The sequence below is a fragment of the Pseudoalteromonas phenolica genome (genome assembly GCF_044788725.1).
Lineage (GTDB): Bacteria > Pseudomonadota > Gammaproteobacteria > Enterobacterales > Alteromonadaceae > Pseudoalteromonas > Pseudoalteromonas phenolica_C.
Genome location: NZ_CP173161.1, coordinates 2,848,759 through 2,874,291, shown reverse-complemented (window position 1 = coordinate 2,874,291; position 25,533 = coordinate 2,848,759). Strand labels below are relative to the sequence as shown.

The 25,533-nt window shown below is 41.0% G+C and carries 24 protein-coding genes; all 24 read left to right on the top strand.

Annotated features, from left to right (window positions below; all coding sequences use genetic code 11):
* Position 1: 1 nt before the first annotated feature.
* The 24 genes from ACH784_RS13035 to ACH784_RS12920 all read left to right on the top strand — a co-directional run bounded on the left by ACH784_RS13035 (position 2) and on the right by ACH784_RS12920 (position 25,505).
* Positions 2 to 835, top strand: a complete 834-nt coding sequence (locus ACH784_RS13035) for a CheR family methyltransferase (protein ID WP_404390862.1) — start codon at positions 2 to 4, stop codon at positions 833 to 835.
* Between the two features lie 164 nt (positions 836 to 999).
* Positions 1,000 to 1,410: a flagellar basal body rod protein FlgB gene (flgB, locus tag ACH784_RS13030; protein ID WP_404390860.1), complete on the top strand. Its 411-nt coding sequence runs from the start codon at positions 1,000 to 1,002 to the stop codon at positions 1,408 to 1,410.
* A gap of 2 nt (positions 1,411 to 1,412) precedes the next feature.
* Positions 1,413 to 1,847 (top strand): flagellar basal body rod protein FlgC, encoded by a 435-nt coding sequence (gene flgC, locus ACH784_RS13025; protein WP_404390858.1) that lies wholly within the window; start codon positions 1,413 to 1,415, stop codon positions 1,845 to 1,847.
* Between the two features lie 14 nt (positions 1,848 to 1,861).
* The gene (locus ACH784_RS13020; protein WP_404390856.1) at positions 1,862 to 2,545 is read left to right on the top strand and encodes a flagellar hook assembly protein FlgD; all 684 of its coding nucleotides are present in this window, start codon (positions 1,862 to 1,864) and stop codon (positions 2,543 to 2,545) included.
* A gap of 42 nt (positions 2,546 to 2,587) precedes the next feature.
* A complete protein-coding gene (gene flgE / locus ACH784_RS13015; protein WP_404390854.1) occupies positions 2,588 to 3,931 on the top strand; it encodes a flagellar hook protein FlgE in 1,344 nt (447 codons plus the stop codon).
* 122 nt (positions 3,932 to 4,053) lie between these two features.
* Positions 4,054 to 4,818 carry a flagellar basal body rod protein FlgF gene (locus ACH784_RS13010; RefSeq protein ID WP_404390852.1) on the top strand — a complete coding sequence of 255 codons (765 nt, stop codon included), beginning with the start codon at positions 4,054 to 4,056 and terminating at the stop codon, positions 4,816 to 4,818.
* A gap of 17 nt (positions 4,819 to 4,835) precedes the next feature.
* Positions 4,836 to 5,624 (top strand): flagellar basal-body rod protein FlgG, encoded by a 789-nt coding sequence (gene flgG, locus ACH784_RS13005; protein WP_138483442.1) that lies wholly within the window; start codon positions 4,836 to 4,838, stop codon positions 5,622 to 5,624.
* A gap of 14 nt (positions 5,625 to 5,638) precedes the next feature.
* Complete coding sequence (flgH, locus tag ACH784_RS13000; RefSeq protein ID WP_404390850.1) at positions 5,639 to 6,322, top strand: flagellar basal body L-ring protein FlgH; 684 nt, start codon at positions 5,639 to 5,641, stop codon at positions 6,320 to 6,322.
* 9 nt (positions 6,323 to 6,331) lie between these two features.
* Positions 6,332 to 7,426 (top strand): flagellar basal body P-ring protein FlgI, encoded by a 1,095-nt coding sequence (locus tag ACH784_RS12995; protein ID WP_404390848.1) that lies wholly within the window; start codon positions 6,332 to 6,334, stop codon positions 7,424 to 7,426.
* Positions 7,427 to 7,529: 103 nt separating this feature from the next.
* Positions 7,530 to 8,501 (top strand): flagellar assembly peptidoglycan hydrolase FlgJ, encoded by a 972-nt coding sequence (gene flgJ / locus ACH784_RS12990; RefSeq protein WP_404390846.1) that lies wholly within the window; start codon positions 7,530 to 7,532, stop codon positions 8,499 to 8,501.
* A 1-nt stretch (position 8,502) separates the two neighbouring features.
* Entirely contained in the window at positions 8,503 to 10,509 is a 2,007-nt protein-coding gene (gene flgK, locus ACH784_RS12985; RefSeq protein WP_404390844.1) for a flagellar hook-associated protein FlgK, read from the top strand.
* 6 nt (positions 10,510 to 10,515) lie between these two features.
* A complete protein-coding gene (gene flgL / locus ACH784_RS12980) occupies positions 10,516 to 11,733 on the top strand; it encodes a flagellar hook-associated protein FlgL (RefSeq protein WP_404390842.1) in 1,218 nt (405 codons plus the stop codon).
* 324 nt (positions 11,734 to 12,057) lie between these two features.
* Positions 12,058 to 12,972, top strand: coding sequence for a flagellin (locus ACH784_RS12975; protein WP_404390836.1), 915 nt, complete (start codon positions 12,058 to 12,060; stop codon positions 12,970 to 12,972).
* Between the two features lie 277 nt (positions 12,973 to 13,249).
* Positions 13,250 to 14,161, top strand: a complete 912-nt coding sequence (locus tag ACH784_RS12970; protein ID WP_404390840.1) for a flagellin — start codon at positions 13,250 to 13,252, stop codon at positions 14,159 to 14,161.
* A gap of 420 nt (positions 14,162 to 14,581) precedes the next feature.
* Positions 14,582 to 15,496, top strand: a complete 915-nt coding sequence (locus tag ACH784_RS12965; protein WP_404390836.1) for a flagellin — start codon at positions 14,582 to 14,584, stop codon at positions 15,494 to 15,496.
* Between the two features lie 277 nt (positions 15,497 to 15,773).
* Complete coding sequence (locus ACH784_RS12960; RefSeq protein WP_404390838.1) at positions 15,774 to 16,685, top strand: flagellin; 912 nt, start codon at positions 15,774 to 15,776, stop codon at positions 16,683 to 16,685.
* 420 nt (positions 16,686 to 17,105) lie between these two features.
* Positions 17,106 to 18,020: a flagellin gene (locus ACH784_RS12955; protein WP_404390836.1), complete on the top strand. Its 915-nt coding sequence runs from the start codon at positions 17,106 to 17,108 to the stop codon at positions 18,018 to 18,020.
* 277 nt (positions 18,021 to 18,297) lie between these two features.
* Complete coding sequence (locus tag ACH784_RS12950; protein WP_404390834.1) at positions 18,298 to 19,209, top strand: flagellin; 912 nt, start codon at positions 18,298 to 18,300, stop codon at positions 19,207 to 19,209.
* A 484-nt stretch (positions 19,210 to 19,693) separates the two neighbouring features.
* Entirely contained in the window at positions 19,694 to 20,605 is a 912-nt protein-coding gene (locus ACH784_RS12945) for a flagellin (RefSeq protein WP_404390832.1), read from the top strand.
* A gap of 92 nt (positions 20,606 to 20,697) precedes the next feature.
* Positions 20,698 to 21,147, top strand: coding sequence for a flagellar protein FlaG (locus tag ACH784_RS12940; RefSeq protein WP_404390830.1), 450 nt, complete (start codon positions 20,698 to 20,700; stop codon positions 21,145 to 21,147).
* Positions 21,148 to 21,176: 29 nt separating this feature from the next.
* Positions 21,177 to 22,589 (top strand): flagellar filament capping protein FliD, encoded by a 1,413-nt coding sequence (fliD, locus tag ACH784_RS12935; protein ID WP_404390828.1) that lies wholly within the window; start codon positions 21,177 to 21,179, stop codon positions 22,587 to 22,589.
* Between the two features lie 13 nt (positions 22,590 to 22,602).
* Positions 22,603 to 23,022 (top strand): flagellar export chaperone FliS, encoded by a 420-nt coding sequence (fliS, locus tag ACH784_RS12930; protein ID WP_404390826.1) that lies wholly within the window; start codon positions 22,603 to 22,605, stop codon positions 23,020 to 23,022.
* 3 nt (positions 23,023 to 23,025) lie between these two features.
* A complete protein-coding gene (locus tag ACH784_RS12925) occupies positions 23,026 to 23,379 on the top strand; it encodes a hypothetical protein (protein WP_404390824.1) in 354 nt (117 codons plus the stop codon).
* A 20-nt stretch (positions 23,380 to 23,399) separates the two neighbouring features.
* Entirely contained in the window at positions 23,400 to 25,505 is a 2,106-nt protein-coding gene (locus ACH784_RS12920) for a 6-hydroxymethylpterin diphosphokinase MptE-like protein (protein WP_404390822.1), read from the top strand.
* The last annotated feature ends 28 nt before the right edge of the window (positions 25,506 to 25,533 follow it).

Sequence of the window (25,533 nt, the reverse complement as noted above, 5' to 3'; positions counted from 1 at the left end):
CTTGGAAAACAAACATCTACAACAAGGCGAATATGACCAGTTTAGGACTTTCTTAGAGCAGCAATGCGGTATTGTTCTCGGCGATAATAAACTGTACTTGGTCAAAAGTCGTTTAGCCCCTTTAATGGCGCGCTTTGGTGTTGACACTCTATCAGCACTTGTTGCAAAGACTTTAAGCCCGCATGAACGTCAGCTCAGAGCAGCTGTTGTTGATGCAATGACAACCAATGAAACGCTTTGGTTTAGAGACACATATCCTTTTGAGTTACTAAAAACTAAAATTTTTCCTGAGCTTAAAGACACGCGCAGGGGAATTAAAATTTGGTCTGCGGCTAGCTCGTCTGGCCAAGAGCCGTACTCAATTGCCATGGCAACGCAAGAATACCAAAACCAAAACCCTGGTGCATTGAAAATGGGAGTTCAGATCGTAGGTACAGATATTTCTAATACGATGCTGGATATGTGTAAGAATGCAGAATATGACTCATTGGCTTTAGCGAGAGGGTTATCTGTAGAACGTCGCCAAAAATTCTTTCAAGATAGTGGCAACGGCATGGCAAGAGTGGTTGATCCAATTAAGAGAATGGTCAGTTTTAGACATCTAAACTTACTCGATTCGTACTCATTAATGGGTAAATTTGATGTTATTTTTTGTCGTAATGTTCTGATCTACTTCTCTCCAGAGGTTAAAGCTAAAATTATTGCTCAGTTCGCTCAAGCTCTTAATCCAAGAGGGTATTTGTTTTTAGGGGCGTCCGAGTCTATGGCAGGGCTCAGTGATGAGTTCGAAATGATCCGGTGTAATCCGGGGATTATTTACCGTAAAAAAACATAATAAATACTAAGCGGCAACCTATTTGCCGCTTTTTTATATCTTAAGAATGCCACCTCAAATCTTTCTATCTATATATTTTCTATCTACTCCATTGAAATAAAAGATTTTTATTTTGGCCCGCTTATTGCTTTAACTCCGTAGAGTCAAATTTTTGGAGTCGTGTCATGGCAATTAGTTTTGATAAAGCACTTGGGGTTCATCAGCATACTATGTTGATACGTTCACAACGTGCAGAGATGTTAGCAAGTAATATTGCGAACGCAGACACACCAGGATACAAAGCAAAAGATATCGACTTTGCGCAGGCATTGAAAGCGGCAAAGTCTTCTCAGCAACGTGGCAACATGATGCAAAGAACAGACAGCAAACATTTACATGGCGGCAGCCAGTTAAATAGTAGTGTTGAGCTATTTCGTAATCCAAATCAAGCAGATACCGGTGATGGTAACTCAGTTGATATACAAGTGGAACGAAACTTGTATGTACAAAATGCATTAGAGTATCAGGCAAGTTTGCAATTTCTAACTGGCAAGTTTAAAGGCTTGAAAAAAGCCCTAGGTAGTCAAGGAGCATAATCATGAGCTTATATAATGTTTTCGATATAGCTGGCTCAGGAATGAGCGCTCAGAATATTCGACTGAATACCACTGCGAGTAATATTTCAAATGCCAATAGTATCAGTTCAAGCCAAGATAAAGTTTATCGTGCTCGACATCCTGTATTTGCAGCTGAACTGACTAAAGCGTCTGCAGCACATGACCCTAACCAGCCTAATGCATCGGTTGGGGTTAAGGTGCTAGGCATCGTAGAGAGTGATAAACCATTACAGGTTGAGTACAACCCAAATCACCCTAGTGCTGACAAAGACGGGTACATCTATAAACCAAATGTGAATGTAGTAGAAGAAATGGCAAACATGATCTCTGCTTCACGTTCGTACCAAACCAATGTCCAAGTTGCTGACGCAGCCAAGCAAATGCTCAGCAAAACTTTATTACTTGGTCAGCGCTAGTGGGAGTATAGCCGATGAGTAACGATATTAATGCCGCATCTTCATATATGGATTCGTTACGTTGGTCAGAGCAAAACAAAACAACGCAGAGCGATAAGAAAAATGATGCGCTGACGCAAGAAGATTTCTTTTCGCTTTTAACTCAGCAGTTATCTTACCAAGATCCAAGTAAGCCTGCTGACAATGACCAAATGATTTCGCAGATGACGAACTTTACCATGGCAGAAGGTATTTCTGGACTAAATGAAAAGTTCGATATGTTATCGGCATCGATGACATCAAATTCAGCATTACAGGCATCTACACTGGTCGGCAAAAAAGCGCTATTAGAGTCGGACACCATAGATTTTGGTGATGACCAACTCGCTAAAGGTTCAATTATTGCTCAAAGCCCAGTAGAAAAGTTAACCGTCAGTATATTTGACGATAAAGGCCAACTTGTTCGACAAATGGACATGGGGGCGCAAAAAGCTGGCGCGATTAGATTTGAGTGGGATGGTAAAAACGGTGACGGAGAAACCATGCCTGCAGGTAATTACAAAATCAAGGCCGAGGGTAGCTTAAATGGTGAATTTACCAGTCTACCTATGGCCACATTCAAAAACATTGACAGTGTTAACGTAAACGGTGCTAACGGCATCATTGTTAATACGAGCTCTGGCGCAGTGAAGTTATCTGACGTTGCAGAGATTGCATAGATTTTAAGTACTTAAGTAAATTTAAGTGAAAGAGGTGAAAACATGAGTTTCAATATCGCATTAACTGGATTAGCTGCGGCACAGAAAGACCTAGATGTCACAGCAAACAACATTGCTAACGTTAACACGACAGGTTTTAAAGAGTCTCGAGCAGAGTTTGCGGATGTTTATGCATCTTCTGTATTCAGCTCTGGTAAAACTAAAAATGGTGACGGTGCACAAACGACCATGGTTGCTCAGCAGTTCCACCAAGGGTCACTTAAATTTACTCAAAACTCGTTAGACTTAGCGATCACGGGTGAAGGCTACTTTGCAATGAGTGAAGATATTGCTTCACAAGACTATACCTATACGCGTGCAGGTGCGTTTAAGCTTAATAAAGATAACTTCGTAACAGATGCCGCAGGTAATTACTTACAAGGCTTTCCGGTTGACCCAGGTACGGGTAATACAACATCACTGAGCCTGAGTACCGCTTCTCCAATTCAAATTCCTGACGCATCTGGTTCGCCTCGTCACACGTCAAACATTTATAGTTCGATGAACTTAGATTCACGTGCTGGCGCGCCATCGACTACAACATTTGATCCTGGCGATAGCACAAGTTATAACTCGTCTACTTCTACGACAATTTATGATTCATTGGGTGAACCACACGTAGTACAGTTTTTCTTTGTGAAACAAGATCCTGCGGTTGCTAATAACTCTTGGCAGGTATTCGCGACGATGGATGAGATCCCCATCGATATCAATGGTAACCAGACTGCTACAGGTGCACATACACCAATTGATACGTTGCAATTCACGGCAGCAGGCCTACCAGATGTAACAGCGCCAGAGACCACTTTTCCTGATATTAATATTTTATCTACAGGTACAACTGGTTTATCTCAGCGTTTGACAAATGGTGCGCAGTTCCCAAATAACATTACAGTAAACTGGAGTGATGAAGGGAATACAGCAAACAAGCTGCCTACACAATATGCTAGCCGATTTGAGGTTAAAGCGTTAGAGCAAGATGGCGCAACAGTTGGTCGCTTAGCAGGTATTGATATTGGTGCAGACGGTAAAGTGGTTGCATCTTACTCAAATGGTGATACTGCTTTCTTAGGTCAAGTTGCCATGGTCCGTTTCTCGAATTCTCAAGGTTTATCTCAGGTAGGTGGCACAGCTTGGAAGAAGAGTTTAACGTCTGGTGAGCCAATAGCAGGTGAGCCAGGTTCAGGTACTTTAGGAACAATTAACTCTTCTGCATTAGAGCAATCAAATGTGAATCTAACAAATGAGCTGGTGGATTTGATCAGTGCGCAGCGTAACTTCCAGGCTAACTCACGTGCGCTAGAAGTTAACTCTACATTACAGCAGAATATTCTTCAGATCCGATAATCACTTCTTACCTCTTTCATTAAGGCCGCTCTTGCGGCCTTTCTTTTCTTTTTTAAACGTCAAAATTAGGTTGGCACTTTTATTGCTTTATTAGGTTTAAGATTAATTTTTAGGCCAATGTAATGGATAAAATGCTGTATATCGCAATGTCTGGCGCCAAACAAAGTTTGCGTGGCGTGGCATTAAAAGCGAATAACCTAGCCAATGCCAATACCACAGGCTTTAAAGCTGACTTTGCCCAGGCTCGCTCAATGCAAGCGTTTGGTGAAGGTTTACCAACACGTGTTTTTGCAATGCAAGAACGTCCAGGTACAAATATGGTGAGCGGTGCGGTTGTTGAGACTGGTAGAGATCTCGATATCGCCGTTGATCAGAAGTCTTGGATAAGTGTGTTAGATGCCTCTGGAGAAGAGGCGTATACCAAAGTGGGTACGTTCAATATTACAACTGATGGTGCTTTGATCACCAGTCACGGCCGTCAAGTTATTGGCGAAGGGGGACCGATTATTTTACCGGTTCCAGTCGATAAAGTTGTGTTTAGTGATGACGGTTCAATTCAGGTACGTCCACAAGGGGCACCAGCAAACTTTTTAGAAGTTGTGGATAGACTGAAAATCATTGAAGCGGATAACAGTAAGCTGCAAAAAGGCGGAGATGGTTTATTTAGACCGAAAGAAGATGCGCTAGAAGACGGCTTCTGTGGTTTTTGTGAGATTTCGCCAACAGCTCGTGTCATGAGTGGCATGCTTGAAATGTCAAACGTAAATCCGGTGCATGAAATGACCGACTTGATCAACCATCAGCGTCAGTTCGAAATGCAAATGAAACTAATGAAATCGGCAGAAGAGATGGACGAGAAACAAGTTCAGCTTCTGCGTATTGTTTAATGAGTGAGGTATAAGTTATGAACCCAGCATTATGGATCAGTAAAACGGGCTTAGATGCCCAGCAAACTGATATTTCGGTTATCTCGAATAACCTCGCCAACGCCAGTACCGTTGGCTACAAAAAAAGCCGCGCGATTTTTGAAGATTTGCTTTATCAGAACATTAATCAGCCAGGTGGTCGCTCTTCGCAAGATACAGAACTTCCATCAGGTTTGATGTTAGGTGCAGGTTCAAAGGTCGTTGCTAACCAAAAGAATTTCTCACAAGGTAATATGCAAAGCACCGAAAATTCACTGGATTGGATGATCCAAGGTCCGGGCTTTTTTGAAATCCAAATGCCAGACGGTACGGTTGCATATTCACGTAATGGTCAGTTCACCACAGATGAAAATGGTCGAGTGGTTACATCAGGTGCAGGTTTCCCTGTGCAGCCAGAAATGAACGTGCCTGATGACGCTAAATCAATCAGTATTTCTCAAGATGGTGAAGTGTCGGTAACCATTGCAGGACAAGCAGAAAACGTAGTTATTGGTCAGTTGGTTATCAGTGACTTCATCAACCCATCAGGTTTAGAGCCAATTGGTCAAAACCTTTATACAGAAACTGCTGTAAGTGGTGCGCCTGTTCAAGGTAACCCAAGTGTCGATGGATTAGGCTCTATTGTGCAAGGGGCACTTGAAACATCGAATGTAAATGTAACTGAAGAACTAGTTAACCTTATTGAGACTCAGCGAGTTTATGAAATGAACTCTAAAGTCATCTCAAAAGTAGACGAGATGCTGAGTTATATTAATCAGCAATTATAATTCTGGAGGCTGATATGCGTATTGTAAGTTTAATCATCTTAGGCTCATTGCTTTTAACTGGGTGTGTATCTACACAGAACAAGAATGTTGTTAAAGACGACCCTTATTATGCGCCTATCTATCCAGATCAAGAGGCTGAGCAGATTGTAGCAACAGGTTCGCTGTTTAATCCTAATTTATCAAATGACTTATATGGAGATAAAAAAGCCCTACGAGTCGGCGATATTTTGACTGTGGTATTACGCGAAACAACGTCTGCGACAAAAGCTGCGAATACAACGACAGGTAAGGCAACGTCTGCATCTCTCGATCCCGTTGTTGGACTTGGTGGCGATAACATTAATCTGGGTGGTCAAAGTTTGCAGTTTGGTTTGAATTCGAATAATTCATTTTCGGGTGACAGCCAAGCCAACCAATCAAATAGTTTATTTGGCAACATCTCGGTCAATGTAATGCGCGTACTGCCAAATGGTAATTTGGTGGTACGAGGAGAAAAGTGGCTAACACTGAATACCGGTGAAGAGTTTATGCGTATTGAAGGGCTAGTGCGGGCTGCGGATGTTAAATCAGACAATACCGTTGAATCAAATCGCATTGCTAATGCCCGCATACAATATTCAGGTAAAGGGCAGGGGCAAGAAGCACAAAGTGCAGGTTGGCTTGCAAAATTCTTCTTAAGCACGTTAATGCCATTTTAAGGGATCCCCATGAAGATGTTTAAAGTAATTATTGCAACTTGCGCGCTTGTACTAAGCTATGGTGCGTATGCAGAGCGTGTTAAAGACGTGAGTATGGTTGAAGGCGTTCGCTCTAACCAATTAGTGGGTTATGGTTTAGTTGTGGGTCTTCCGGGCACTGGTGAGCAATCAAGATTCACAGAACAAAGTTTTAAAGCTATGTTGAACGGATTTGGCATTACTTTACCCGCAAACCTAAAACCAAAAATTAAAAATGTCGCGGCCGTTGCCGTACATGCAGAGCTCCCTCCTTTTGTGAAGCCGGGTCAAAATATCGACATTACTGTGTCATCAATTGGCAGTGCGGGTAGCCTAAGAGGCGGTACGTTATTGCAAACCTTTTTAAAAGGGGTTGATGGAAATGTCTATGCGATTGCACAAGGCAGCTTAATTGTTGGTGGTTTAGGTGCTGAAGGGTTAGATGGCAGCCGAGTTGTGATTAACACTCCTACAGTCGGAAGAGTCCCTAATGGTGCGACGGTTGAGCGTGCGGTAGCCAGTCCCTTTACTCAAGGCGACTTTATTACTTTTAACTTAAACCGTCCTGATTTTACAACTGCAAAGCGCTTAGCTGATACCATTAATGATTTAGTAGGCCCTAACAGTGCTAAACCTATGGATGCAGCATCAGTTCGAGTTATTGCACCTCGTGATCCGTCACAACGCGTTGCTTATTTATCTACGCTAGAAAACCTAGAGTTCAAGCCTGCCGACACATCAGCTAAAATCATCGTTAACTCCAGAACGGGTACTATCGTGATTGGTAAAAACGTGAAGCTTCAGCCCGCAGCTATCACTCACGGTGGATTAACAGTGACCATAGCTGAAGATCAGGTGGTATCGCAGCCCCAACCATTAGCGAATGGTGAAACCGCAGTGACCCGTCAGAGTATTGTTGATGTGGACCAAGATGACTCAAGAGCATTTGTATTTAACCCAGGTGTAAGTCTTGATGATTTAGTTAGAGCCATCAATGAAGTTGGCGCTGCGCCAGGTGATTTAATGGCTATATTAGAGGCACTTAAAGAAGCGGGTGCAATAAATGGTCAATTAGTCGTCATTTAATGTCTTATTTATAATCAATTAGTTAGCCTCGCTTTTGCGGGGCTTTTTTTTGGCTCGATAATTGCTTTATTAGAGTATGACTAATTTAGTGTAAATGATGAGCATGAATACCAATCCGTTAGAAAAACAAAACTTCTTTGATTTAGGTGATCTGAATGCACTTAGACAAGATGCGTTGAAAAGCGGTGGCGATCAACAAGCATCGAATGAAGCACTAAAAAAAGCTGCTGAGCAGTTTGAATCTATTTTTACGCAAATGCTGATGAAAAGTATGCGTAAAGCCAACGAAGCGATGGAAGATAAAAACAGTCCATTTAACTCAAGTGGCGTAAAGTTTTTCCAAGAAATGCATGATCAACAGCTTTCCTTAGAGCTATCAAAAAAGGGCAGCTTAGGGCTAGCAGACCTTATTGTTAAACAACTTTCACCAAATGTTGATGGTTATAAGCCTTCATCGATTTTACGTAATGACGCCCAGTTACCGATGCAAAAACCGACACCTGAGCAGCTCCCTGAGTTTATTCGTCGTCAGCCAGAGCCTGTTGCACAAGCTGAAAAATTAAATGAAAAGCCTAATTTTGATAGCCCTGAATCATTCATCAGTGCTATGTGGGATCACGCTAAGTCTGCAGCACAGAAAATAGGTTTAAATCCAGCAGTGATGATAGCACAAGCTGCACTTGAGACTGGTTGGGGTAAACATGTAATTGCCAAACAAGATGGTGGCAGTAGCTTCAATTTATTCAACATTAAAGCGGATAGAGCATGGCAGGGCGAGCACGCCAAAAAAATGACATTAGAGTTTGAGAAAGGTTTGCCAGTGCAAAAGCAAGCCAGCTTTAGAGCTTATGAATCGATTAAAGACAGTATTAATGATTATGTCGACTTTCTACAAAGTAACCCTCGCTATAGCCAAGCATTAAACAATGCAGATAAACCAGAGCAATATTTAGAAGAGCTACAACAAGCGGGCTATGCCACCGATCCTAATTACGCAGAAAAAATAAAAAATGTCTTACAGCGAGGAGAATTTAAACAAATGTTAACGTCGCTAGTACGTCAAGGAGTTAACTAAGATGTCTTTCAATTTAATGAATATTGGTACTGCGGGGATCAGAGCAAATACTGAATTGCTGCAAACTACCAGTAAGAACATCTCGAACCTTAATACTAAGGGCTATATTCGTGAAAGAACCGAACATAGCACTATGGTCGGTAACCAAGTTGGCCGCGGCGAAACAGTTCGTTTGATTAATGAGTTTGCTCAGAAGCAATTAAATCGCGATATATCTAATAAGAGTTTTTACGAGCAGTTTGTCAGTGAGTCTACTCGTGTAGATACGCTTTTTGGCGAAGAATCAAATAGTTTAAATAACAGTATTAATTCGCTCTATAACAACCTTGAAGAAGCAATGAACCTTCCTTCTTCAACCGTAACTCGCTCACTCTTTTTATCTGATGCACAGAACTTAGTGGATCAAATGGGTCGTTTGTCAGGGATTGTTTTTGATCAAAACAGCATTGTTAATGAACAACTGAGTATTATGGCTGATGAAGCCAATAACCTGATTCAAAAAATTAGTGATTTAAATGACAAAGTCGCTGCGGTTGAAATGCAAACAGGCATTACAAGCGGTAATTCTGTAATTAATGAACGCGATCAAGCGATTAAAGAGTTAGCAGAGCTGGTGGACATAGAGACTTTAGATGGACCAAATGGCGAGAAGCTCGTTTTCCTTGGCTCAGGCCAGTCGTTAGTGATGCAAAACGGGACTTTTAATACTTTTGCTATGGACGGAGTTCCTGATCCTAATATCAAAGAGTTGAAATTAGACTCTCCGGACGGCAAAGCAGTTCAGTTAGATGTAAATGTTAGTACGCTCAAAGGTAAAATGGGCGGCTTGTTGGCATTTCGCGATGAGATCCTCCATCCAGCTCAAAACCAGCTTGGACAGATCGGTATAGCACTGGCTGACGCATTTAACGAGCAAAACAAAAAAGGCATGGACCTAGATGGAAATCTGGGTGGAGATATTTTTAATATTCCAGCAGTGAATGGGTTCGCTTATGCGAATAATACCGGTTCGGCAACGGTTAGTGCGACAATTGAAGCTGGCAAAGGTAATGAAATTCCAGCAACAGATTTTAGAGTTACCTTTACCAGTGCCACGACCGTTGAAATTGCTGCGGTAGATAGCAAGGGGAATGTAATTGGTACGCCATCAACGGCTAATGTCACAGCTGGGGTCATTGATTCAAGCACTATTACAGGTGGAGAGTCATTTGGTCTAGAAATGAATGTGTCTGGTGCGGCTAATACCGGAGACAGTTTTCTTGTGAAAATGAATTCTACAGCCGCTGCGACAATAGAGCTGGCAACGCAAAGACCAGAAAGTTTAGCACTTGCCTCTCCAATAAGAACAATGACAGAAGCGGGTAATACAAGTGATGCAAAAATCTCTGTTGGTTCAGTTAGTAATACTGGCACTGGGAGTAACTTTACTGCTGCGCCACCTAGTTTGACTCAAGGGGATATAACTCTGACAAAAACAGGTAATGCCAATGAATATCAAATTCAAGATGGCAATGGTACAACGACTTTTACAATCACACCGCCAGCAGACAACATTCTAGCTCAGGCTGGAGCACCGTATGATGCCTATGGCTTTGACTTTAATATTGAAGGAAACGCTGCAGTTGGTGATGTATTTACTGTTGAGTTCAATACCGGTGGTTTTGATGATAACCGTAATGGCCTCGAGCTTTCAAAGTTACCTTCACAGGAGCTGGTGCGTCAAAATGTCGTGACTACAGCCTCTGCTGATAATCATAAAACGTTTAACGAGGCATATGCGGGTTTAGTAACTGAAATCGGTGTAATTGCCAATCAAGCGAAAACGAACGGCGCCGCATTTGATGCTTTAGCAGCTCAGTCTGAAGCTTGGTTTGAATCATTATCAGGCGTTAATCTAGATGAAGAAGCTGCGAGTTTGTTACGTTTTCAACAGGCTTATTCGGCATCAGCTCAAATTATTTCAACAGCTCGAACTGTGTTCGATACTCTTTTAAGTGCAGCGAGGTAATAAATCATGCGTTTATCTCATAATATGATTTTCAAAAATAACCTGAGTTCGATTTTAAATAATCAGCAAGAGGTTAATAAAGCACAAGAGCAAATTACAACACAGAAAAGAGTGCTTAGTGCTTCTGATGACCCATCAGCAATGGCTAGGGCGATGCTTTATGGCGACAAAATAAAAGTAAATGAGCAGTATAGTAAAAATACAACGATGCTAAATAGTCGTCTAGAAACACAAGAGTCAGTCCTTGAAAATATCAAGGACTCATTATTCAGAGCGAATCAATTAGCCATTAAGGCGGGTAATGGTTCTCAATCTTTCTCTGATAGGCAGTCTATTGCAGAAGAGATTGACACGATCACCAGTGCTGTATTTTCTTGGATGAATAGTAAATCTGAAGATGGCAGATATATTTTTTCTGGTTATCAAGACAATACTCAAACGTATTCATACGATAACACCCAAGGTAAGTATGTTTATAATGGTGACCAAGGCCAGCATAAGATAAAAGTTGCTGAAGATGTTGAAATTCCATCAAGTGATAATGGTTTTGAAGTCTTTGAAAAGGTCGACAAAAGATTAAATATTGATCGCGGCACAATTACTCCAGCAACCGCGTCGGTTTATGTTAATGAACAAAGTGTTTTTGATGATTTTCACAACACAAATTACAATGCAGATCCAACGGCACCGGCAACTGCTAATACCATAACTATTAATGTGACATCAGCTACAACGTTTGATGTGGTGCAAGGTGGAGCAACGATCCAAAGTGGTACATTTTCTGGTAACGAAATCAGTGTCGCGGGGATGGATATTACGTTTACAGGAGCAGCACCGACTTCACTTAGCTTTGACCTGGCGGCCCCAGAAGATGATAATGTGCTTAACACACTGGAAGCGTTATCCGCTGCATTAAATGATGAGACATTATCAAATGCAGACTTTCAACAAGTGCTTTCTGATGCGGTCGTTGGTTTACAAAACGCAACGAATGTTGTGTCCCAAACCCAAGCGAGACTGGGTGGAAGGTACAACACGATTCAAAGAGTGATCTCTGCGAATGAAGCTTTAGACATCAATAATAAGCTTAATAAAGCAGAGTTAATCGAAATTGATATGGCTGAAGCAATTACAGAGCTAACAAAGCACGAAACTGCGCTTCAGGCTTCTCAGGCCACATTTGGTCGCTTATCAAATTTATCTTTATTGGAATACATAAGATAAATCTATCTATCCAAAGATGAGAAGCCCTGGCTATGATTTGGTTGGGGCTTTTTCTTAATAACCATCGTTGGGTTGCATGGATATTAAATATTATAAATTAATTTTTTGGCAAAACATTTCCTCAATAGGTAAAAACAAGCGGCAAATAATGGCTTTTTATGAGTTCGTACATTATTTGACCTTATTTGCTGTGACAATTCCCTTCTAAATTGAGTCATTATTAACATTCAACTCACTGATCTTCATTATTTAAAATAACTTGGTTTGGTTTTTGCTTTGTAAGTTCATACACAGATTATGTAGAACTTAGAACAGGGGTAAGATATGTCCTTATTTGTGAATACCAATGTATCGAGCTTAAATGCGCAACGACAATTAATGAACTCTGGTAATGAACTAGATACGGCATTTCAACGCCTTTCGTCGGGTTTAAGAATAAACAGTGCAAGAGATGATGCTGCAGGTCTACAGATAGCAGACCGATTGACGAGTCAAATAAATGGCTTAACGCAAGGTAACCGAAACGCCAACGATGGCATTTCTTTGGCGCAAACCGCAGAAGGCGCGTTAGATGAAATGACGGGAATGTTCCAGCGTATCAGAACCTTAGCGGCGCAAGCGGCAAATGGTTCAAATACAGATGCAGACCGTGCAGCCCTACAACTTGAGCTAAGACAGCTAGGCACAGAAATCAACCGTATCGCAGATGACACCACATTCGGTGGTCGAAACCTACTAGATGGGTCATTTAACGCCGAATTCCAAGTGGGTGCAGATGCTAACCAAACCATCAGTATGACGATGACCTCGATTGCAGCGGCAACAGGCGGCACAGTGTCAATTGCTAACTTCACAGTCAGTGGTTTAGCTGCAGCAGCCAGTAATGTATCGGGTGCATCAGCAGGGGCAGATACCGCATTTGCGAATGCCAGTGGACTGTCATTTACTTCAGTGGGTGAAGCACAGGACATTCTAGCAGCAGTAGATGCAATGATAGGGGCAATAGATGCCAAGCGCGCACAACTGGGTGCGATACAAAACCGCTTCTCTTCAACGATTAGAAACCAAACCAATATCATTGAAAATGTATCAGCGGCACGCTCGCGTATTAAAGATGCAGACTTTGCAGCAGAAACCGCGGCACTAACGAAAGCGCAAATCTTGCAGCAAGCAAGTAGTACGATTTTAGGTCAGGCGAATCAACGACCACAAGCGGCCCTTTCTTTACTGCAAGGTTAAACGTCACACAATACATAATCTAACAAACCCAGCTGGTACGCATGTATTAGCTGGGTTTTTTTGTGTTTGTCGCTGCTAAGATAGAGAGATAAAAAAGCGTAACTTTAAGTTTAAAATTGATTTAAAAATAGAGGCTTATAAAAAAGTTAAAATAAATTACTAAAGAATCTACATGGCTTTCCGATAACTAAAGTATGAACGCTGGAGAGATAAACATCTTCGTAAGGCGATAGAACAAAGTTTAGCGTAAACAAAGGTTTGCGGTAGGAGGATCACCATGGGACTTTATGTAAATACAAACGTATCGAGCTTAAATGCTCAAAGACAATTGATGAACTCAGGTAATACCTTAGATACAGCTTTTCAGCGTTTATCGTCAGGTTTACGTATTAACAGCGCAAAAGATGATGCAGCGGGTCTACAAATCTCAGACCGTTTAACCAGTCAGATTAACGGTTTAACACAAGGTAACCGAAACGCGAATGATGGTATTTCATTAGCGCAAACCGCAGAAGGTGCGTTAGATGAAATGACAGGTATGTTCCAACGTATTCGTACCTTAGCAGGTCAAGCGGCAAACGGTTCAAATACAGATGCAGACCGTGCAGCACTGCAACTAGAAATGCGTCAGCTAGGTGAAGAAATTAACCGTATCTCGGCAGACACTACATTCGGTGGTACAAACTTACTAGATGGTTCATACAGTGCAGAATTCCAAGTAGGTGCAGATGCAAACCAAACCATCAGTATGACGATGACTGCGATTGCAGCAGCAACGGGTGGAACAGTATCAGTAGCAAGCTTCACAGTAAGTGGTTTAGCGGCAGCAGCGAGTAATGTTTCGGGTGTATCAGCGGGTGCAGATACCGCATTTGCCAACGCAAGTGGTCTATCATTTACGTCGGTGGGTGAAGCGCAAGATGTATTAGCAGCGGTTGATGCGATGATAGGTGCGATAGATGCGAAGCGTGCACAATTAGGTGCGGTACAAAACCGTTTCTCATCAACCATTCGTAACCAAACGAATATCATAGAGAATGTATCGGCAGCACGTTCACGTATTAAAGATGCAGACTTCGCGGTAGAGACAGCGACGCTAACGAAAGCGCAGATCTTACAACAGGCAAGTAGTACGATTTTATCGCAGGCGAACCAGCGTCCACAATCAGCACTATCGTTACTAGGTTAATTAAAAAGCCCTGGTTAGTATCTAACCAGGGCTTTTTTGAAGTTGAATACACTAAGTGAGCGCATGACAGGAGGCTTTACTTAGTTAAATCTAGATACTGGATAAGTTTCGGGCCAATCTGGTATCTATTCAACACAGATTATAAAGCAATCCTTATGCCAATAAATTTTGGCGAATAATCCTTCTCAGCGTTTCAGATCAAGGCAAAACATTTCCTCAATAGGAAAAAGTAAGCGGCAAACAGTGGCTTCTTCTTGGTGTCGTACACTATTTAACCTTATTTGCTGTGACAATTCCCTTCTAAATTGAGTCATTATTAACATTCAACTCACTGATCTTCATTATTAAAAATAACTTGGTTTGGTTTTTGCTTTGTAAGTTCATACACAGATTATGTAGAACTTAGAACAGGGGTAAGATATGTCCTTATTTGTGAATACCAATGTATCGAGCTTAAATGCGCAACGACAATTAATGAACTCTGGTAATGAACTAGATACGGCATTTCAACGCCTTTCGTCGGGTTTAAGAATAAACAGTGCAAGAGATGATGCTGCAGGTCTACAGATAGCAGACCGATTGACGAGTCAAATAAATGGCTTAACGCAAGGTAACCGAAACGCCAACGATGGCATTTCTTTGGCGCAAACCGCAGAAGGCGCGTTAGATGAAATGACGGGAATGTTCCAGCGTATCAGAACCTTAGCGGCGCAAGCGGCAAATGGTTCAAATACAGATGCAGACCGTGCAGCCCTACAACTTGAGCTAAGACAGCTAGGCACAGAAATCAACCGTATCGCAGATGACACCACATTCGGTGGTCGAAACCTACTAGATGGGTCATTTAACGCCGAATTCCAAGTGGGTGCAGATGCTAACCAAACCATCAGTATGACGATGACCTCGATTGCAGCGGCAACAGGCGGCACAGTGTCAATTGCTAACTTCACAGTCAGTGGTTTAGCTGCAGCAGCCAGTAATGTATCGGGTGCATCAGCAGGGGCAGATACCGCATTTGCGAATGCCAGTGGACTGTCATTTACTTCAGTGGGTGAAGCACAGGACATTCTAGCAGCAGTAGATGCAATGATAGGGGCAATAGATGCCAAGCGCGCACAACTGGGTGCGATACAAAACCGCTTCTCTTCAACGATTAGAAACCAAACCAATATCATTGAAAATGTATCAGCGGCACGCTCGCGTATTAAAGATGCAGACTTTGCAGCAGAAACCGCGGCACTAACGAAAGCGCAAATCTTGCAGCAAGCAAGTAGTACGATTTTAGGTCAGGCGAATCAACGACCACAAGCGGCCCTTTCTTTACTGCAAGGTTAAACGTCACACAATACATAATCTAACAAACCCAGCTGGTACGCATGTATTAGCTGGGTTTTTTTGTGTTTGTCGCTGCTAAGATAGAGAGATAAAAAAGCGCAACTTTAAGCTTAAAATTGATTTAAAAATAGAGGCTTATAAAAAAGTTAAAATAAATTACTAAAGAATCTACATGGCTTTCCGATAACTAAAGTATGAACGCTGGAGAGATAAACATCTTCGTAAGGCGATAGAACAAAGTTTAGCGTAAACAAAGGTTTGCGGTAGGAGGATCACCATGGGACTTTATGTAAATACAAACGTATCGAGCTTAAATGCTCAAAGACAATTGATGAACTCAGGTAATACCTTAGATACAGCTTTTCAGCGTTTATCGTCAGGTTTACGTATTAACAGCGCAAAAGATGATGCAGCGGGTCTACAAATCTCAGACCGCTTAACCAGTCAGATTAACGGTTTAACACAAGGTAACCGAAACGCGAATGATGGTATTTCATTAGCGCAAACCGCAGAAGGTGCGTTAGATGAAATGACAGGTATGTTCCAACGTATTCGTACCTTAGCAGGTCAAGCGGCAAACGGTTCAAATACAGATGCAGACCGTGCAGCACTGCAACTAGAAATGCGTCAGCTAGGTGAAGAAATTAACCGTATCTCGGCAGACACTACATTCGGTGGAACAAACTTACTAGATGGTTCATACAGTGCAGAATTCCAAGTAGGTGCAGATGCGAACCAAACCATCAGTATGACGATGACTTCGATTGCAGCAGCAACGGGTGGAACAGTATCGGTAGCAAGCTTCACAGTAAGTGGTTTAGCGGCAGCAGCGAGTAATGTTTCGGGTGTATCAGCGGGTGCAGATACCGCATTTGCCAACGCAAGTGGTCTATCATTTACGTCGGTGGGTGAAGCGCAAGATGTATTAGCAGCGGTTGATGCGATGATAGGTGCGATAGATGCGAAGCGTGCACAATTAGGTGCGGTACAAAACCGTTTCTCATCAACCATTCGTAACCAAACGAATATCATAGAGAATGTATCGGCAGCACGTTCACGTATTAAAGATGCAGACTTCGCGGTAGAGACAGCGACGCTAACGAAAGCGCAGATCTTACAACAGGCAAGTAGTACGATTTTATCGCAGGCGAACCAGCGTCCACAATCAGCACTATCGTTACTAGGTTAATTAAAAAGCCCTGGTTAGTATCTAACCAGGGCTTTTTTGAAGTTGAATACACTAAGTGAGCGCATGACAGGAGGCTTTACTTAGTTAAATCTAGATACTGGATAAGTTTCGGGCCAATCTGGTATCTATTCAACACAGATTATAAAGCAATCCTTATGCCAATAAATTTTGGCGAATAATCCTTCTCAGCGTTTCAGATCAAGGCAAAACATTTCCTCAATAGGAAAAAGTAAGCGGCAAACAGTGGCTTCTTCTTGGTGTCGTACACTATTTAACCTTATTTGCTGTGACAATTCCCTTCTAAATTGAGTCATTATTAACATTCAACTCACTGATCTTCATTATTAAAAATAACTTGGTTTGGTTTTTGCTTTGTAAGTTCATACACAGATTATGTAGAACTTAGAACAGGGGTAAGATATGTCCTTATTTGTGAATACCAATGTATCGAGCTTAAATGCGCAACGACAATTAATGAACTCTGGTAATGAACTAGATACGGCATTTCAACGCCTTTCGTCGGGTTTAAGAATAAACAGTGCAAGAGATGATGCAGCAGGTCTACAGATAGCAGACCGATTGACGAGTCAAATAAATGGCTTAACGCAAGGTAATCGAAACGCCAACGATGGCATTTCTTTGGCGCAAACCGCAGAAGGCGCGTTAGATGAAATGACGGGAATGTTCCAGCGTATCAGAACCTTAGCGGCGCAAGCGGCAAATGGTTCAAATACAGATGCAGACCGTGCAGCCCTACAACTTGAGCTAAGACAGCTAGGCACAGAAATCAACCGTATCGCAGATGACACCACATTCGGTGGTCGAAACCTACTAGATGGGTCATTTAACGCCGAATTCCAAGTGGGCGCAGATGCTAACCAAACCATCAGTATGACGATGACCTCGATTGCAGCGGCAACAGGCGGCACAGTGTCAATTGCTAACTTCACAGTCAGTGGTTTGGCTGCAGCAGCCAGTAATGTATCGGGTGCATCAGCAGGGGCAGATACCGCATTTGCGAATGCCAGTGGACTGTCATTTACTTCAGTGGGTGAAGCACAGGATATTCTAGCAGCAGTAGATGCAATGATAGGGGCAATAGATGCCAAGCGCGCACAACTGGGTGCGATACAAAACCGCTTCTCTTCAACGATTAGAAACCAAACCAATATCATTGAAAATGTATCAGCGGCACGCTCGCGTATTAAAGATGCAGACTTTGCAGCAGAAACCGCGGCACTAACGAAAGCGCAAATCTTGCAGCAAGCAAGTAGTACGATTTTAGGTCAGGCGAATCAACGACCACAAGCGGCCCTTTCTTTACTGCAAGGTTAAACGTCACACAATACATAATCTAACAAACCCAGCTGGTACGCATGTATTAGCTGGGTTTTTTTGTGTTTGTCGCTGCTAAGATAGAGAGATAAAAAAGCGTAACTTTAAGTTTAAAATTGATTTAAAAATAGAGGCTTATAAAAAAGTTAAAATAAATTACTAAAGAATCTACATGGCTTTCCGATAACTAAAGTATGAACGCTGGAGAGATAAACATCTTCGTAAGGCGATAGAACAAAGTTTAGCGTAAACAAAGGTTTGCGGTAGGAGGATCACCATGGGACTTTATGTAAATACAAACGTATCGAGCTTAAATGCTCAAAGACAATTGATGAACTCAGGTAATACCTTAGATACAGCTTTTCAGCGTTTATCGTCAGGTTTACGTATTAACAGCGCAAAAGATGATGCAGCGGGTCTACAAATCTCAGACCGTTTAACCAGTCAGATTAACGGTTTAACACAAGGTAACCGAAACGCGAATGATGGTATTTCATTAGCGCAAACCGCAGAAGGTGCGTTAGATGAAATGACAGGTATGTTCCAACGTATTCGTACCTTAGCAGGTCAAGCGGCAAACGGTTCAAATACAGATGCAGACCGTGCAGCACTGCAACTAGAAATGCGTCAGCTAGGTGAAGAAATTAACCGTATCTCGGCAGACACTACATTCGGTGGTACAAACTTACTAGATGGTTCATACAGTGCAGAATTCCAAGTAGGTGCAGATGCAAACCAAACCATCAGTATGACGATGACTGCGATTGCAGCAGCAACGGGTGGAACAGTATCAGTAGCAAGCTTCACAGTAAGTGGTTTAGCGGCAGCAGCGAGTAATGTTTCGGGTGTATCAGCGGGTGCAGATACCGCATTTGCCAACGCAAGTGGTCTATCATTTACGTCGGTGGGTGAAGCGCAAGATATATTAGCAGCGGTTGATGCGATGATAGGTGCAATAGATGCGAAGCGTGCACAATTAGGTGCGGTACAAAACCGTTTCTCATCAACCATTCGTAACCAAACGAACATCATTGAGAATGTATCGGCAGCACGTTCACGTATTAAAGATGCAGACTTCGCGGTAGAGACAGCGACGCTAACGAAAGCGCAGATCTTACAACAGGCAAGTAGTACGATTTTATCGCAGGCGAACCAGCGTCCACAGTCAGCACTATCGCTACTAGGTTAATTAATCATACCTCTGGCAACCCTATCAGGGTTGCCTTAACTCTTTTGCTCTTCACCAAAAATCACCTCTCAGAACAATTCAACGTCTATTCAAATCAAAAAACTTCTCTGTAAGTATTAAAAGTTCTCTCTTTTTATTTATTACTCACTTCGAACTTTTATTAAGATTCCTTATGAAGAAATGTCGATATTTGAGTTAAGAAAAACAAAATTTTAAAATTTATTAATACACCAATCATCCTGTTAACAGTTTGTTTTACAAGTTATTTTGCTTTATTTTAAATACAGGACGTTTCTATTTATCAAACTTTTTTTCAGATTTTTTCTAAAGAAATATTTTAGCCTGCCGATTTTTAATATGAGGCAATCTTTTTGCTATCAGAAATGTAATGACTATTTTGTTTTACTCAGCATTCATTCGGGCGTTTGCTAGTAAATATACGCAAAGTAACGTTTATTACTTATTGAAATGACAGGAGGCTATTATGTCTATCTATGTAAATACAAATGTCTCGAGCTTAAATGCGCAAAGACAGCTTTCGAAATCAGGTAATACGCTTGATGAAGCTTTCCAAAGGTTATCTTCTGGTTTGCGTATTAACAGTGCGAAAGACGATGCTGCAGGTATGCAGATCTCAAGTCGTTTAACTGGTCAAATTAACGGTTTAACGCAAGGTAACAGAAACGCCAACGATGGTATTTCATTAGCACAAACAGCAGAAGGTGCGTTAGATGAAATGACAGGCATGTATCAACGTATTAGAACCCTTGCTGGTCAAGCTGCAAATGGTTCTAATACAGATGCTGACAGAGCTGCACTTCAATTAGAGGCGAGACAATTAGGTGAAGAAATGAACCGAATTGCTCAAGATACGACCTTCGGTGGAACTAACTTGCTAGATGGTACCTTTAGTTCATCTTTCCAAGTGGGCGCAGATGCTAACCAAGTTATTAGTATGACTATGACAGCAATTGAAGCGGCAACAGGTGGCTCAATTTCAGTGAATAGTTTTGCTGTTAGTGATCTGGCGGCAGCTGCAAGTAGTGTTTCTGGTGCATCAGCGGGTGCTGACACAGCATTTGCCAACGCAAGTGGCCTGTCATTTACGTCGGTAGGTGAAGCACAAGATGTTCTAGCCGCTGTTGATGCAATGATCGGTGCTATCAATGCTAAAAGAGCTGAGCTAGGTGCTGTACAGAACCGTTTCTCTTCAACGATTAGAAACCAGACTAACGTTATTGAAAATGTATCAGCAGCACGTTCACGTATTCAAGATGCAGACTTTGCGACTGAGACCGCTAAATTAACCAAAGCGCAAATTCTGCAACAGGCTAGTTCTTCAATTCTGAGCCAGGCTAATCAGAGACCGCAAACAGCACTGTCTTTACTTGGGTAGGTAACCACAGTTAAGCATGCTATTATGTTAGAGAAAGTAGTGCTTTTAGTTCAACACTGCTTTCTCCTATCTGTTTGATGTAGGAGGTAAATATGTCTTCTAATATTCGCTCTACAGAAATGAGCTTTTTTGACTCTCAAAAAGACAATTTTGAGACGAATAAAGTTAAAGCTGATTTGCAAAAAAGTGAAGAAAGTTCAAATAACCTTAATAAAATTGAGGTAGTTGCCGATAAATCATTAGTAGATGATGCAAATGTTGACAACGGAAAAAATAAATCAGAACAGGAACTATCTTTGCAAGAAAGTTTTAATAAACTTTTTGGTGAAGAAAGTACGATTTCACTACTGCAATCTCGTTCTTTAGAGTTTTCTGTTGGAGATTATAAAGGTAACACAGTAGTAAAAGTTATCGATAAAGAAAGTAAAGACGTTATTAGACAAATTCCGTCTGAAGAGTTCATTAAGATGGCTCAAAGAATTGATTATCTTTCTGATGAAATGCAAAAAGCGAGTGGCGTTTTATTAGATAAGCAAGTTTAAAAGTATTAAGTTGAATTTAGGAGGTTATCATGCCATCTATCACATCTGCAGGCGTTGGGTCTGGTCTTGATTTAGAGGCGATCATTAGTGTAACGCTTGATGCTGAGAATGCACCAAAAGTTGCAAGATTCGATAAAAAAGAATCTACTCTTAAAGTTCAACTAACAGCGCTTGGTCAAATCAAATCTGACCTAAGTGCTTTTGAGTCGTCTCTGGATATTTTAAAAGATATTTCAAACTTCAACAAAAGAAAAACAACGGTAACTCAACCAGAAGGCGGAGATATTCTATCAGTCACATCTCAGAGTACAGCAACCGCGGGTAATTTCAATATAGCCGTCAAACAATTGTCACAAGGCAGTAGGGCGGTTCAAGCTGATGCAGCTGCATATACATCAACCACTGATGTGGTAACAGCCTCGGGCGGCACGCTTACCTTTGATGCTGGGGGCAAAACTTTTGATGTTACATTAGCTGCTGGTGCAACTCTTGCTGATTTGAGAACAGCCATTAATGAAAAAGAAGATAATTTTGGGGTGTCTGCCAACATTATAAATACAGGTGGTTCTTCAAAGCTTGTTTTTTCATCTTCTGTAACTGGTGATGGTAATGACTTGTCGGTGACAAATAACATAGCAGAGTTAGATAGGGTTTCTACTGTCGCAAATGCCGGTGGTGCCGGTGGCATGGTCATCGACCCCACCAATGATGCAGCCAGAGATGCGATTATTGAAATCGATGGCATCGAAGTGAAAAGTAGTACGAACACTTTTGAAAATGCTATTCAAGACTCAACTATTAAAGTAACAAAAGAAAGTCCTACAGACCCTAACGACCCAACAAAATTATTAACTGCGAAGTTAAACATTGATACAGATAAAGAGTATGTAAGAGAAACTCTTGAGAAGTTTGTCGAGAGTTACAATAAGTTAATGACGACTCTTGATACTATGATTACAGCTAAAACCGTTGATGCGACAGCGCGAGGTTTAAGAGACACTATAGTGAACCAGCTTAGTTCTGTTGTGACAGGGGCAGGGGGATTAGAAACTATCTACGATGCTGGCTTTAGCTTAGAGAAAGATCGCAAGTTAGAAATTAAAAACTCAGGTGTAAATGCCCTCGATGACGTTTTAAATGAATCTTACGATGATATTGGCAAGCTTTTTGCTGGTGATGGTAATATCGCTGATACATTAAGTGAAACCGTAGATTCTTATCTAAGAGCAGGTGGTTTGATATCAAGTCAGACAAATGCGCTTGAAACTGAAAAGCGCTCTCTCGTTGATGATAGAGAGCGACATTCTTATAGAATGGAGCAATATGAAGCTAGGCTTAGAGAGAAATACGCTTCATTAGATGTATTAGTTGCTGGCTTAAGAAGCCAAGGAAATGCAATATCAGCTTCCTTGAGCAGCTTGCCAGGTTTTGTTAGAGAATAATTAAGGTTGTAATATGGCTAATTCATTTACTAAAGCGTATCAAAAAGAAAGTGTTAAATCTCGATTAGCGGGTGCAGATTCATACACCATCATTACTATGCTGATGCAAGGCGCACTTGAGAGGTTAGCTAGGGGCAAAGGGTGTATTGAAAGAAATGACCTTGCAGGTAAGGCTGAGCACCTATCAAGAGCTTCCTCTATTATTTTGGCATTAATGGAGTCATTAGATCATTCTGTAGGTGGAGAGGTTACTCAAAACCTAAGTAGTCTATATGAGTACATGAATATGAGAATCACAGATGCTTCTATTGAGAAATCTGTGGACCCTTTAGTTGAAGTCATGACTTTGATGAATGAAATCAAAGGCGCTTGGGATGCTATTCCAAGAGATGAAGTTGAAAATGCGTTAATGTTGCAACAGCAAAGAGGTTAAAACTTGGATCCTTCAACGTTGCTTGAGCATTTAGAGCAAAGTACTTCAGCCTTACAAGAATTGTTGGTAAAAGTTCCAAGTGATGTAAAATTTAATGATGATGGTTCAGAGGAAGAACTACTTCAGTTAACTCTCATACTTGAACAAAGAGGTCAATTAGTGACTTCTCTAATAGAACTGTTGAATACAACCGAAGGTGAGATGCATTCGAAAATTGCCCATGCACTTTATGACACCACTTTGAATGATCAAAAATTAATTGAATTGGCTTTGACAAAGAAAGAATCTGTCCGCAAAGTTATAGTTAAAATGAATAAAGCTCCCAAAAGCATCTCCCAGTATACCAAGCATAAATAAAATTAATTGGTAAATAGACCATGAATCTAGAACAAGAATTTGAAGAATTAATTGAACATGCCGAGCAGCAAGTTCAGTTAGCCGCACAGCATCACCAGCTAGAAAAATCGCTTATTAAATCTATGCCTAAACAGTTTGAAAAGAATATTCAGGCATTTATTAAATACTTACCCGATATAGCTGAGGAATTTAGACACTACAAGCCAAAAAACTTGAATCTTTTTTGCTCAAAAAGTGGCGAGTTAAATATCATTGATAATGCGACTAAGAGCCCCTTATATGGCCATGAGCCATCAAAACAATGTGAGAAACAAGTAGAGAAAGTTCTAAAAAAACCACAGTTTAGTAGTTTAGAGTTTGGCATGAATGAAGGGTTAGATGATGAATTTATTCACACTACTTACGTTCGACAAATGTATCAGGTATACCTAGATGCTAAACAAAAGTACGAAAAATTAACAGAGGCGCCTGACCACATAGGTTCCTCAATCATTTTTGGTATTGGCTTGGGCTATCATTTAAAGCCATTATTGGATGCGGTTACTATAGATCATATTTACCTATGTGAACCAGACCGTGATTTATTTTTTGCAAGTTTATATTCATGTGATTGGGCATCAATCTTAGAAATAATAGATGAACGAGACGGCAATATTGTTTTGAACATCGGTGTTACGTATGAAAAGTTTACGGTCGACTTTATAAATGAAATGAAGCACCGTGGCGCCTTTAACTCGGTCGCGACTTTACTTTACCAACATTACCCCTCAGAAGCGTTAACACAGTTAATAAAGCAGTTTCACAAAGATTTTCATATGGTTGCAATTGGCTGGGGCTTTTATGATGATGGAGTGATAAGTATTGCCCATGATTATAACAATGCGAAGCAACGTCTGCCGACCTTGCGCAAAGATGCAAAATTAGCAACTAAATGGCGCTCTATGCCTGTCTTTATAGTTGGTAATGGTCCTTCGCTTGATGAGACTATGCCTTCTATTTTGGAGTATAGAGATAAAGCAGTTATTATCAGTTGTGGTTCGGCACTATTACCTTTATTGAAACATAATATCATTCCAGACTTTCATGTCGCATTAGAGCGCACCCGATTTACATTCGATTATTATAATGAATTCATTGACCACGAAATTCTACAGCAAATCAATTTTTTGACGGTCAATGTTATGCACCCAGAGTGTGCCAGTCTATTTAAATGGACGGGAATGGCATTCAAAGCTGCTGAGCCTGGTACAACAATTTCTTGTGAATTTATTGATGGCTATAAGCAATTTAGGCCAATGAAATATTGTAACCCTGTTGTAGCAAACACTGCGCTCGCATTTGCTTGTAACATGGGATGTGAAGAAATTTATCTAATGGGTGTGGATGGGGGATATAAAGATCCAAAATATCATCACTCAAAGAGCAGTTCTTACTTTAACGATGATGGTAGTGACAAAGAGGATCTTTCTAAGCTTATTCGCGCAGGCGAAATGCAAACAGAAGGTAACTTCACTGACGTTGTTTATACCACAGCTTTTTTTAGCGTTGGTAATGACCAATTAGGTACTTTACTTAGAGATTTCCCTCAGGTGAATTGTTTCAACTGTTCAGACGGGGCTAAAATTAAAAATTCGACGCCTTTAAGACATGATGACATTTTACTTTCATCGCATTTAGCGGATAAAAACGAATTTATAGAAGTCTTAAAGAATGAGCAGTTTATCCAAAGAGAGTTTGATGAGAACGAATATCAAAATTGGGTAGCAATAGATAAATTTTCTCAAGTCTGTGATGATTTAATTAAATTTGTAGATAGAGACTTTGAAAGCCGTTCAGAGATCGCAATTGCATTAAAGCTACAAGTCCGCTACCTGTATTCTTATGGTAATACTAGATACAGGCATTTATATTTCTTGTTAGATGGTTCAATCACTTATATTCACTCTATTTTTAGAATGATTCAGTATAGCTTCGCAAAGGATGAAGATGTGTTGAAAATAATGAGTGAAGCGTTTGAGATATTCATTGAGTATATGACTGAAGCCAAAAAGAAATACCGAGGTGTTTTGACGGCTAATGACTCTCAAAGAAGCTACTTGATGAACATGTTAGATAGTAAGAAGTAATAACGGTCTAATAGCGCACCTAGTAGGA